We start from the raw sequence: 11866 nt of genomic DNA, 5'->3' as shown, positions 1-11866 counted from the left end.
TCAGCCCTCGATCCGGATGGCCTGCATCGGACAGACGTCGGCGGCCTCTTCGACCTCGTCGCGCAGCTCGTCGGCGGCGTCGGAGACGTACTGGAGATGCCCCTCGCCGTCGAGGCGGAAGACGTCGGGCGAGGAGAAGACGCACTGTCCGTGGTCCTGGCACTTGCTCTTGTCGACGACGACCTTCATGGGCCGGTCCTCCAGAGAGCTCAACTCGTTTGGCACCAAACAACATAGGGAGCCGCCCCGGCACGGTCAATCCCCCTCGCGGAGAAGCGAGTTGGCGCCCCGGGCCTTGCGGCGGGCACCCGCCGTCCCTACGGTCGACATACCGTTTGGCTTCAAACAAGCACCTGCCCGAGGAGGCAGCGGTGAGCGCTCACGACCCCTCCCAGCTCCCCCTGCGCACGGAACCGCCACACCGCCCCGCAGGGCTGTCCGAGCACCTGGACCGGCTCACCGCCAAGGGCATCGACGTCGTCCGGGTGGTCTACCCCGACCTCCTCGGCACCGACCGGGCCCGCGACGTCCTGCTCGACCAGCTGCCCACCGCCTGCGCCCACGGCCTCGCCTTCTGCCGGGCCGTCTACCACACCACCCCGCGCGGCGGCGTCGTGCCGGTCGCCGGGGGCCTGGAGGCGGGCCTGCCCGACATGGTCGTACGCCCGGACCTGGCCACCCTGGCCACGCTGCCCTGGGAGCCGGGCGTCGCCTCCTGCCTCGGCGACGTCACCGACCCGCGCACGGGCGCACCCCCGCCCGAGTCCCCCCGCGACCTGCTGCGCGCGGTGCTCGACCGGTACGCGGAGCACGGCCTTCGCCCGGTGGCCGGGCCCGAGCTGGAGTACTTCCTGTGCGAGGCCGACCCGGGCGCGCCGGGCGGCTGGCGGCGCTACAGCGCGGCGTCCGGCGTCGTCTACACGGCGGGCCTGCGCGCCGACCCCGACAACCATCTGCTGCGCACACTGCGGCAGTTACGGGGCCTCGGCATCGGCGTCACCAACGGCAACCACGAGTTCGACGGGGCACAGTTCGAGATCAACCTCGACCACTCCGAGGCGCTGGACGCCGCCGACCGCGCCTTCCGCCTCAAGTGCGCCGTGAAGGAACTCGCCCGCGCGGAGGGCAGGCTGGCCACGTTCATGGCCAAGCCCTTCAACGGGGTGGGCGGCTCGGGGTTCCACCTCCACCTGTCGTGCACCACGGCGGACGGGGCGACGGGCGACTCCGGCGAGCGCAACGCCTTCGCCGACCCGGCGGCCCCGCACGGCCTCTCCCCCACCGCCCGCCACGCCGTCGCCGGACTCCTCGCCCACGCCCCCGCGCTCACCGCCCTGGTCAACCCGACGGTCAACTCGTACAAGCGCTTCGGCCCCGACACCCTGGCCCCCTGGCTGATCGACTGGGGCCCCGACAACCGCAGCGCGATGGTGCGCATCCCGCCCGAGCGCGGCCCCGGCACCCGCCTCGAACTGCGCCTGGGCGACGCCAGCGCCAACCCGTATCTGCTGGTCGCGGGCGCGCTCGCCGCAGCCCTCCTCGGCATCGTCGACGCCCAGGAGCCGCCCGCCCCGCTGCAGGGGTACGGCTACGACACCAGCAAGGCGGCCCTGCTGCCCATGAGCCTGCCCGCCGCGCTCGACGCCTTCGAGGCCGACACCGCCCTCACCCGGCTCCTCGGCAAGGACTTCGTCGCCGCCTTCCTCGCGTACAAGCGGGACGAGCTGGACCGCTTCCACCAGCACGTCACGGACTGGGAGTTCACGGAGTACGCGTACCACCTCTGACCGCCCCCCCCCGGCTGCGAAGGAGCCCCCGATGGTGCCGCCGCCCCTGCCCCTCGACGAGGTCGACCTCACCGACCTCGACCGGTTCACCGACGGCCAGGCCCCCTGGCGCATGTTCCACACCCTGCGCCACGAGGACCCGGTCCACTGGCAGCCCGAGGCCGGGCCCAACGCGGGCTTCTGGGCGCTCACCCGCCACCAGGACATCACGCGCGTGGACCGCGACCCGGACACGTTCACCTCGACCCGGTTCGTCAACCTCGAAGAGCTCGACGACGACCAGATCTCCATCCGGGCCTCGCTCCTGGAGACCGACGGCATCCGCCACCGGGCCCTGCGCGGGCTGCTCCAGCGCCAGTTCGGGCAGAGCGTCATCAACGGCTACACGGACTTCCTGCGCGGACTGACCGCCCGCACCCTGGACGCCGCCCTGCCGCGCGGCACGTTCGACTTCGTCACCCACGTCTCGGCGGACTTCCCCATCAACGTCCTCGCCCGCCTCCTGGACGTGCCGCCCGAGGACAACCGCCGCCTGATCGACTGGGGCAACCGCCTCATCGGCAACACCGACCCCGACTACGCCGACGTCCTGCTCGGCAGCGCCGACAGCGAGCGCTACCGCGACCTGCCCTTCCGCTCCCCCGCGGCCGCCGAAGTGTTCGCATACGGAAGGGCGTTGGCCGAGCGTCGGCGCGGCGGCACCGGCACCGACCTGGTCTCCCGCCTCGTCAACGAGACCCCGCGCGACGGCGTCCCGCTCTCCGCCCAGGACTTCGACAACTACTTCCTGCTCCTGGTCGTCGCGGGCAACGAGACCACCCGGCACGCCATCTCGCACGCGATGCTCGCCCTCACCGAGAACCCGGCCCAGCTCGATTTGCTGCGCGAGCGGCCCGAGCTGATCCCGACGGCCGTCGAGGAGTTCCTGCGCTGGGCCTCGCCCGTCTACCACTTCCGGCGCACGGCGACCCGGGACACCGAGCTGGGTGGGAAGAAGATCAGGGAGGGGGACAAGGTGGTGATGTGGTTCGCCTCCGGCAACCGCGACGAGTCCGTCTTCCCCGACCCGTACGCCTTCGACGTCACCCGCACCCCCAACGACCACGTCACCTTCGGCAAGACCAGCCCGCACCTGTGCCTGGGCAACCTCCTCGCCCGTACGGAGATCCGCATCATGTTCGAGGAGCTGATCCCCCGCATCGCGGACATCCGCCTGGCCGGCCCGGTCCGCAGGGTCCGCTCCAACTTCGTCAACGGCATCAAGGAGCTGCCGGTGGAGGTGACGACGGCCTGACCCTCGTACCGCCGGTGCCGCCAACGACCGTGCTACAGCCCGGCGATGGCGTTCCACCGCTTCGCGAACTCGGTGCGCTCCTCCGGCCTGATGTCCCGCGCGATCTTCAGCCGCTTCCGCATCGCGTCGTCGGGGAAGATCAGCGGGTCCTCGGCGAGGGCGGCGGTGTCCTTGTCCTTGGCAGAGGCGAGGACGTCGCGGGCGGCGGGCACCGGGCAGACGTAGTTGACCCAGGCGGCGAGCTCGGCGGCGACCTCGGGCTGGTAGTAGTGGTCGACGAGCCGCTCGGCGTTGCGCTTGTGGCGGGCGAGGTTGGGGATCATCAGGGACTCGGCCCACAGCTCGGCGCCCTCCTCGGGGACGACGAACTCGATGTCCGGGTCGTCCGCCTGGAGCTGGATGACGTCGCCGCTGTACGCCTGGCAGGCCAGCACATCGCCGCTGGAGAGGTCCTTGATGTAGTCGTTGCCGGTGAAGCGGCGGATGTGGTGGCTGTGCACCAGCTTCTCGACCCGGTCGCACATGCGGTGGAAGTCGTCGGCCCGCCACTTGGTGATGTCGACGCCGTCGCCCTGCATCAGCAGCGCGAACGCCTCGTCGAGCCCGGACAGCAGCGTGACCTTGCCCTTGAGGTCGTCCGCCCACAGGTCCGAGACCTGCTGGATCTCGCGGCCCAGCCTCTTCTTGTTGTACGCGATGCCGGTGATCCCGGACTGCCAGGGCACCGTCGACTTCCGCCCCGGGTCGAAGTGCGGCGAACGCAGCAGCGGGTCCAGGTACTTGGCGACGTTGGGCTGCCTGGCCCGGTCCATCTCCTGCACCCAGCCGAGCCGTACGAAGCGGGCGCACATCCAGTCGCTGATGACGATGAGGTCGCGCCCGGTCTCCTGGTGGTTCATCAGGGACGGGCTGATCTTCCCGAAGAACTCGTCGTTGTCGTTGATCTCCTCGGTGTAGCGGACGTCGATGCCGGTCCGCTTCTCGAAGGCGTCGAGCGTGGGCCGCTTCGTCTTGTCCTTGTCGTCGGTGTCGATGTAGAGCGGCCAGTTGGCGAAGGCCAGCGACTTGTCCCGCGCCGAGCGGTCCCCGGCGGAGCGCTCCCCCGGCTCGACATAGGCGGCGGGCACCCCGCAGCCCGCGAGCGCGCCCAGGAGCCCGGTGGCGCCGAGGCCCTTGAGGAACGTACGACGTGCAGCAACTGTCATGGCCCCAGCCTCACTTCACAGAGGTGGGGCGGGCAATGGACAAGGTGTCCACTGCCCGCCCCACGGACAACTCAGAACGTCAGCCCTCGATCGACGTCATCACGTGCTTGATCCGCGTGTAGTCGTCGAAGCCGTACGCCGACAGGTCCTTGCCGTAGCCCGACTTCTTGAAGCCGCCGTGCGGCATCTCCGCGACCAGCGGGATGTGCGTGTTGATCCAGACGCAGCCGAAGTCCAGGGCCTTGGACAGGCGCATCGCGCGGGCGTGGTCCTTCGTCCAGACCGAGGAGGCCAGCGCGTACTCGACGCCGTTCGCGTACTCGATGGCCGTCGCCTCGTCCGCGAAGGACTGGACGGTGATGACGGGGCCGAAGACCTCGTTCTGGATGATCTCGTCGTCCTGCTTGAGCCCGGAGACGACGGTCGGGGCGTAGAAGTAGCCCTGCTCGCCGACCCGGTGGCCGCCCGCCTCGACCTTGGCGTGCGCGGGCAGCCGGTCGATGAAGCCGGAGACCTGCTTCAGCTGGTTGGCGTTGTTGAGCGGGCCGTACAGGACGTCCTCGTCGTCCGGCTGTCCGGTCTTCGTGTCGGCGGCCGCCTTCGCGAGGGCCGTCACGAAGTCGTCGTGGATGGACTCGTGGACGAGGACGCGGGTCGCGGCCGTGCAGTCCTGGCCCGCGTTGAAGAAGCCCGCCACCGAGATGTCCTCGACGGCCTTGGCGATGTCGGTGTCCTCGAAGACCACGACGGGCGCCTTGCCGCCGAGCTCCAGGTGGACCCGCTTGAGGTCCTTGGCGGCGGACTCGGCGACCTGCATGCCCGCGCGCACCGAGCCGGTGATGGAGGCCATCGCGGGGGTCTTGTGCTCGACCATGAGGCGGCCCGTGTCACGGTCGCCCGTCACCACGTTGAAGACGCCCTTCGGCACGATCGAGCCGATGATCTCGGCCATCAGGACGGTCGAGGCGGGGGTGGTGTCCGAGGGCTTCAGGACGACGGTGTTGCCCGCGGCGAGCGCCGGGGCGAACTTCCACGTCGCCATCATCATCGGGTAGTTCCACGGCGCGACCTGCGCGCAGACGCCGATGGGCTCGCGCCGGATGATGGAGGTCAGCCCCTCCATGTACTCGCCCGCGGCACGCCCCTCCAGCATCCGGGCGGCACCCGCGAAGAAGCGGATCTGGTCGACCATGGGCGGGATCTCCTCGGACCGCGTGAGCCCGGTCGGCTTGCCCGTGTTCTCGACCTCGGCGGCGATGAGCTCCTCGGCGCGCTCCTCGAAGGCGTCGGCGATCTTGAGGAGGTACTTCTGGCGCTCGCCCGGTACCAGGTCACGCCACGCGGGGAAGGCGTCCGCCGCGGCCTTCATGGCGGCGTCGACGTCGGCCTGCCCGGAGAGCGGGGCCAGGGCGTACGCCTCGCCCGTCGCCGGGTTCACCACCTCGGTGGTCCGTCCGTCGGCGGCGTCCCGGAACTCACCGTCGATGTAGTTGCGCAGACGACGCAGCTCACTGGTGCTCAACTGCCGGCCCTCCTGGGTAGCTAGCTGTCCAAGGGTTGAGACACCCACCCTAGTCCGTACACCAACGCTTTCGACACCCCCCACCCCTCACGAACTACGGAATCCGTAAGTATCGAGCTGGCAAACAACGAATTTCATCGCTCTGGGGTTGCGGGACTGACGAGTCCTCGTGCACAGTGAACTCGTGGCCAGTCGCAGCGCAGACCCCAGCAGCTCCCGCGGCGGGAGCCCGTCCTCCTCCATCGACGCCGTCTCCCTGGCGATCATCGAGCAGCTCCAGGAGGACGGCCGCCGCCCGTACGCCGCCATCGGCAAGGCCGTCGGCCTCTCCGAAGCGGCCGTGCGCCAGCGCGTCCAGAAGCTCCTCGACCAGGGCGTCATGCAGATCGTCGCGGTCACGGACCCGCTCACCGTGGGCTTCCGCAGGCAGGCGATGGTCGGCATCACCGTCGAGGGCGACCTGGACCCGGTGGCGGACGCGCTGACCGCCATGTCGGAGGTCGAGTACGTGGTGATGACCGCGGGCTCGTACGACCTCCTGGTGGAGATCGTCTGCGAGGACGACGACCACCTGCTCGAAGTCATCAACAAGCGGATCCGTGCGCTCCCCGGCGTGCGCTCCACCGAGAGCTTCGTCTACCTCAAGCTCAAGAAGCAGACCTATATGTGGGGAACCCGATAGCCGTGAGCAAGGACCTCAGCCAGACCGCCTACGACCACCTGTGGATGCACTTCACCCGCATGTCGTCGTACGAGAACGCGCCCGTCCCCACCATCGTGCGTGGCGAGGGCACCTACATCTACGACGACCAGGGCAAGCGCTACCTGGACGGCCTCTCCGGCCTGTTCGTGGTCAACGCCGGCCACGGCCGGCACGAGCTCGCCGAGACCGCCTACAAGCAGGCGCAGGAGCTGGCCTTCTTCCCGGTGTGGAGCTACGCCCACCCGAAGGCCGTCGAGCTGGCGGAACGTCTCGCCGACTACGCCCCCGGCGACCTCAACAAGGTCTTCTTCACCACCGGCGGCGGCGAGGCCGTCGAGACCGCGTGGAAGCTGGCGAAGCAGTACTGGAAGCTCAAGGGCCAGCACACCAAGTACAAGGTCATCTCGCGCGCCGTCGCCTACCACGGCACCCCGCAGGGCGCCCTGTCCATCACCGGACTCCCGGCCCTGAAGGCCCCGTTCGAGCCGCTGGTGCCCGGCGCCCACAAGGTCCCGAACACCAACATCTACCGCGCCCCGATCCACGGCGACGACCCGGAGGCGTTCGGCCGCTGGGCCGCCGACCAGATCGAGCAGCAGATCCTCTTCGAGGGCCCGGAGACCGTAGCCGCGGTCTTCCTGGAGCCGGTGCAGAACGCGGGCGGCTGCTTCCCGCCCCCGCCCGGCTACTTCCAGCGGGTGCGCGAGATCTGCGACCAGTACGACGTGCTGCTCGTCTCGGACGAGGTCATCTGCGCCTTCGGCCGCCTCGGCACGATGTTCGCCTGCGACAAGTTCGGCTACGCCCCGGACATGATCACCTGCGCCAAGGGCATGACCTCGGGCTACTCCCCGATCGGCGCGTGCATCGTCTCCGACAGGATCGCCGAGCCGTTCTACAAGGGCGACAACACCTTCCTGCACGGCTACACCTTCGGCGGCCACCCGGTCTCCGCGGCCGTCGGCCTCGCCAACCTCGACATCTTCGAGCGCGAGGGCCTCAACCAGCACGTCCTCGACAACGAGTCGGCGTTCTTCGGCACCCTCAACAAGCTGAGCGACCTGCCGATCGTCGGCGACGTCCGCGGCAACGGCTTCTTCTACGGCATCGAGCTCGTGAAGGACAAGGCCACCAAGGAGACGTTCAACGACGAGGAGACGGAGCGGATCCTCTACGGCTTCCTCTCCAAGGCCCTCTACGAGAACGGCCTGTACTGCCGCGCCGACGACCGCGGCGACCCGGTCGTCCAGCTCGCCCCGCCGCTGATCTCGAACCAGCAGACGTTCGACGAGATCGAGTCCGTCCTGCGCTCGGTCCTCACGGAGGCATGGACGAAGCTGTAGAGCACTCCTGAGAGATCTCTGCGAGGTCTCTGAGAGGTCTCCAACACCGGCCCCGGGGGCGCCCGTTCGAGTGAGAACGGGCGCCCCCGGGCCGCGTCTTTTCCGGCCGCACCGCCCGAATCCTTAGCGTGCCAGTGACCGATCGGCCCCGCCTTCGTTCCCCCGTACGGGGGACCGGCAACAACTGATCCGAACCGAGGTGTACGCCATGGTGGCCCCGCCGGACAACGACGTGCTGTGGGCACGCGCACTGCACGTCACACACAACGGCTCCCCCGCGCTCACCGGCGTCTCGCTCGGTGTCCGCGAGGGCGAGATCCTCGCCGTGGGCGGCCCGCGCGGCAGCGGCAAGACGACGCTCCTGCAGTGCCTGTCGGGTCAACTCCTGCCCCAGCAGGGCGAGGTGTGGTTCAACAGCGCCCCCGTCCACACGATGGGCCCGCTGGTCCGCGAGCGCCTGCGCCGCGACCGCTTCGGCTGGATCGACCCCCAGCCCCACCTCGTCCCCGAGCTCACCGCCTGGGAGAACGTCGCGCTGCCGCTGATGCTGCGCGGCGCCTCCCACCGCGTGTCCAAGACCGCCGCCCAGGAGTGGCTGGACCGCCTCGACATCGGCCTGGTCGCCCGCAAGCGCCCGCACGCCCTGCTCCAGGCCGAGCGGCAGCGCGTCTCCATCGCCCGCGCCCTGGTCACCACGCCGTCCGTGCTCTTCGCCGACGAGCCCACCGCCCCGCTGCACCGCGCCGACCGCGCCCACGTGCTGCGCACCCTCACCACGGCGGCCCGCTCGCACGGCATCACCGTCGTCCTCGCCACCCACGACGCGGAGGTCGCCACGCTCGCCGACCGCACGGTCGCCCTCCTCGACGGGCGCCGGGTCAACACCGTGCACCTGCCGGGCAGTTCGGACACCCAGGGCGTGCAGGGCGGACAGGGCGGGCCCACCCGCGCCGCCGGCACCTCCGGTACGGAAGGCCGGGCCGCGTGCTCGCTCTCCGTCTAGCCCGCGGCGCCCACCCCCTGGTCCTGCTGCGCCGCCTCCTGGTCACCGCGGCGGCGGCCGGCACCGGCTTCCTGCTGCTGTGCACCCTGGGGTACGCGATGGGCCACCCGGGAGCGGGCTCCGTGCTCCGCCTCGCCTGGTGCGCCGCCCCCCTCGCCGCCACCGTCCACCTCGCCGTCGCCGTCGCCCGCACCGACCCGGCGACCCGGCCGCGCCCCGGCCTGTCGGCGGTCGGGCTCGGCCCCGGCCGACTCATGGTGATCGCGGCCGTCTCCACGGCGGTGGCCTGCACCCTCGGCTCGATGCTGGCGCTCCTCTTCTTCCTCCACCTGCGCGGCGACATCAGCGGCCTGCCCTTCGACGGCGCCGCCGCCGAACTCCTCGCCGCCGACCGGCCGTTGCCGCTCGCCGCCGCCCTCACGCTGCTCGCCCTCGTCCCGATCGCGGCGTCCGTGGCCAGCGCCCTCGTGCTGCGCCCGCGCCCCGCCAGGCCCACCGAGGAGAGCACCGGGCCCGCCGCCCCCGCGGACCCCGACCGGCCGGACGCCCCGGCCCCCGCCCCGAGCGGGCTGCCCTGGGGCGTGGCGCTGCTCGCGGCGGGCCTCGCCGTGGAGACGTACGCGAGCCGGGCGGGCGGGTCCGACGGCCTGCCGCTGCCCGGCGGCCTGACCGAGCCCCCCGCCGGGGTCCTCGCGGGCTGGGCGCTCACCGCACTCGGCCTGGCCCTCGCCGGACCCGGTCTCACCTACCTCTGCGGCCGCCTGCTGCAGATGGTGCGGCCCGGGGCGATGCGGCTGCTCGCCGGGCGGGTCCTGATGGAGGAGGCCCGGCGGATCGGACGGCCGCTCGGGGTGGTCTGCGCGGTCGCCTCCGGCGCGTACGCGGCCGCCGTCATCTCCTCCTCCGGAAGTCCCGCCCTGCCCGGCACCGGCCCGCTCACCGTGCTCGGCTCGCTGCTCGTGGCCGGGTGCGCGGTGCTGACCCTGGCGACGGCCGCCGTCGAGGCCCGCCAGTCCCGCGCCCACACCTCGGCCGCGCTGCTGCGGCTCGGGGCGCCCGCGTCGATGCTGCGCGGTTCGGCGGCGCTGCGTGCGGGCGCGCTGTTCGTCGTGTTCGGGCCGCTGACCTGGGCGGTCGCGGAGCTGGCGGCGCTTCCGCTGGTGCCCTGAGAAAAATTCCGACGAAAATTCCCCCCGGCCGATGAGTTCCGTGCCGAACAGGTGTCTACCCCTGCGAAAGGCACCCGCACTCACTGGGAGAGACGCTCATGTACCAGCAGATGATCTTCGTGAACCTGGCCGTCGACAACGTCGAGGCGTCGAAGAAGTTCTTCACGGAGCTCGGCTACACGATCAACCCGCAGTTCTCGTCGGACGAATGCGTCTGCGTGGTCATCAGCGACACCATCATCGCGATGATGCTGAGCAAGCAGCACTACGCAACCTTCACGCAGAAGGAGATCGCGGACGCCACCAAGACCAGCGAGGTGCTGCTGTGTCTGAGCGCCGAGTCCCGCGAGAAGGTCGACGAGCTCGTCGACGCGGCCGTGGCGGCGGGCGGCACGGCGGGCAAGACCCAGGACTACGGCCAGATGTACGGCCGCGCCTTCGACGACCTCGACGGCCACACCTGGGAGGTCATGTGGATGGACCCGGCGGCGGTGCAGAACTGACACCGGTGCTACGTGGGGCTGCCTAGCATGGGCGGATGTCCGACACATCCGCCCCTGAGGGCCCCGGCACCGACCGCGAGATCGAGACGCTCACCGAGTTCGACGAGACCGTCGCGGCGGAGGGCTCCCTGGCCGGGCACCGCGTCCAGGCCGTCGATCTGACGGACCGCACGGCCGCGCTGCACTCCGCCGACGTCACGGGCGCCGTGTTTCTCGGCTGCCCGATGGACGACGAGGCCATCGCATCGGTCCGCGCCGCCGGAGCCCTCGTCTTCCCGCCCGTCCCGGGCCTCCCCTTCAACCCCTACCGGGGCCTGCTCTACACGCCCGCCGACCTGTTCGAGGGCCTGGACACCCCCGACGGCTACGACGCGACGCCGGACGCCCACGCGTACGCCTGGTTCCAGCGGACCAAGGAGGACGGCGACGTCCTCGCGTCGATGCTGCGCGCCATCCACGACGACTCCATCTCCGACGCCCTGGACGAACTCCTCGCCGGGGCGCGGGTGGTGGGCGTCATGGGCGGCCACGCGATGGCGCGCGGCACCCGGGAGTACGAGGACGCGGCCCGCCTCGGCCGCACCCTGACCCGGTCCGGTCTCACGGTGGCGACGGGCGGCGGACCGGGCGCGATGGAGGCGGCGAACCTGGGCGCTTACGCGGCGCCGTTCGACGACGCCATGCTGGACGAGGCCCTCGAACTCCTCGCCAAGGCACCGTCGTTCACCCCGTCGGTGACGGAGTGGGCGCGTGCGGCCTTCACGGTCAGGGAGCGCTGGCCGTCCGGCGGCGCCTCGGTCGGCATCCCCACCTGGTTCTACGGCCACGAGCCGCCGAACGCCTTCGCCTCGCACCTGGCCAAGTACTTCGCCAACGCGACCCGTGAGGACGGCCTGCTCGCCCGCTCCACCGCAGGCGTCATCTTCCTCCCCGGCGCGGCCGGCACGATCCAGGAGATCTTCGACGCGGCGACCCCCAACTACTACGAGTCGCGGGGCGAGCCGCGGCCGATGGTCCTGGTGAACGTCGAGCACTGGACGAGCCACCTCCCGGCATGGCCGCTGCTGCGGGCGCTGGCCGAGGGGCGCTCGATGGAGAACCGGATCGCGCTGGTGGAGGACGTGGAGAACGCCCCCGGCGCCCTGACGCCGGGCAGCGGCCCCACCAGCCCGTCCGGCGTTTGAGGACGAGGCCGTTCAGGCCGATACGGGGGTCCGGGGGCGGAGCCCTCGGTTCCGGGAAGGGGCGGGGCTGGGGAAAACCCGCCGGAGGCACAGCCCGGCCCGGCCCCACCGCTCACCCGAACGACGCCCGCTCCAGCCAGAAGTCCAGCAACT

Annotated in this window: 11 protein-coding genes; 8 read left to right on the top strand and 3 right to left on the bottom strand. The window is 71.1% G+C overall.

The features are described from left to right. The gene (locus ACFWYM_RS11530) at window positions 1-189 is read right to left on the bottom strand and encodes a ferredoxin (RefSeq protein ID WP_384833923.1); all 189 of its coding nucleotides are present in this window, start codon (window positions 187-189) and stop codon (window positions 1-3) included. Between the two features lie 245 nt (window positions 190-434). On the opposite strand from ACFWYM_RS11530, the gene ACFWYM_RS11525 reads away from it, so the two are divergent. Beyond that, a complete protein-coding gene (locus tag ACFWYM_RS11525) occupies window positions 435-1787 on the top strand; it encodes a glutamine synthetase family protein (RefSeq protein ID WP_384833920.1) in 1353 nt (450 codons plus the stop codon). A 31-nt stretch (window positions 1788-1818) separates the two neighbouring features. Continuing rightward, window positions 1819-3081 carry a cytochrome P450 gene (locus tag ACFWYM_RS11520; protein ID WP_384833698.1) on the top strand — a complete coding sequence of 421 codons (1263 nt, stop codon included), beginning with the start codon at window positions 1819-1821 and terminating at the stop codon, window positions 3079-3081. A gap of 32 nt (window positions 3082-3113) precedes the next feature. Here ACFWYM_RS11520 and ACFWYM_RS11515 read toward each other — a convergent pair whose 3' ends face one another. Both ACFWYM_RS11515 and ACFWYM_RS11510 read right to left on the bottom strand, forming a co-directional pair. Further along, complete coding sequence (locus tag ACFWYM_RS11515) at window positions 3114-4286, bottom strand: PotD/PotF family extracellular solute-binding protein (RefSeq protein ID WP_384833695.1); 1173 nt, start codon at window positions 4284-4286, stop codon at window positions 3114-3116. Window positions 4287-4365: 79 nt separating this feature from the next. Then, window positions 4366-5808, bottom strand: coding sequence for a gamma-aminobutyraldehyde dehydrogenase (locus ACFWYM_RS11510; RefSeq protein WP_384833692.1), 1443 nt, complete (start codon window positions 5806-5808; stop codon window positions 4366-4368). A 169-nt stretch (window positions 5809-5977) separates the two neighbouring features. On the opposite strand from ACFWYM_RS11510, the gene ACFWYM_RS11505 reads away from it, so the two are divergent. From ACFWYM_RS11505 to ACFWYM_RS11480, 6 genes are all read left to right on the top strand, one after another. Continuing rightward, on the top strand, window positions 5978-6490 hold the full coding sequence (locus ACFWYM_RS11505; protein ID WP_384833689.1) for an Lrp/AsnC family transcriptional regulator: 513 nt from the start codon (window positions 5978-5980) through the stop codon (window positions 6488-6490). Next, window positions 6475-7854 (top strand): aspartate aminotransferase family protein, encoded by a 1380-nt coding sequence (locus ACFWYM_RS11500; protein ID WP_384833687.1) that lies wholly within the window; start codon window positions 6475-6477, stop codon window positions 7852-7854. The genes ACFWYM_RS11505 and ACFWYM_RS11500 overlap by 16 nt, the downstream gene beginning before the upstream one ends. A 208-nt stretch (window positions 7855-8062) precedes the next feature. After that, window positions 8063-8857: an ABC transporter ATP-binding protein gene (locus ACFWYM_RS11495; RefSeq protein ID WP_384833683.1), complete on the top strand. Its 795-nt coding sequence runs from the start codon at window positions 8063-8065 to the stop codon at window positions 8855-8857. Next, complete coding sequence (locus ACFWYM_RS11490) at window positions 8839-10026, top strand: hypothetical protein (protein WP_384833680.1); 1188 nt, start codon at window positions 8839-8841, stop codon at window positions 10024-10026. The genes ACFWYM_RS11495 and ACFWYM_RS11490 overlap by 19 nt, the downstream gene beginning before the upstream one ends. A 98-nt stretch (window positions 10027-10124) precedes the next feature. Further along, the gene (locus ACFWYM_RS11485; RefSeq protein WP_384833677.1) at window positions 10125-10529 is read left to right on the top strand and encodes a VOC family protein; all 405 of its coding nucleotides are present in this window, start codon (window positions 10125-10127) and stop codon (window positions 10527-10529) included. Window positions 10530-10564: 35 nt separating this feature from the next. Further along, window positions 10565-11713 (top strand): LOG family protein, encoded by a 1149-nt coding sequence (locus ACFWYM_RS11480; protein ID WP_384833674.1) that lies wholly within the window; start codon window positions 10565-10567, stop codon window positions 11711-11713. Window positions 11714-11866 lie beyond the last annotated feature (153 nt).

Source organism: Streptomyces sp. NPDC059009 (genome assembly GCF_042740175.1).
Taxonomy (GTDB): domain Bacteria; phylum Actinomycetota; class Actinomycetes; order Streptomycetales; family Streptomycetaceae; genus Streptomyces.
Note: the sequence above shows the minus strand (reverse complement) of the source record. Positions and strands in the feature narration are given on the sequence as shown.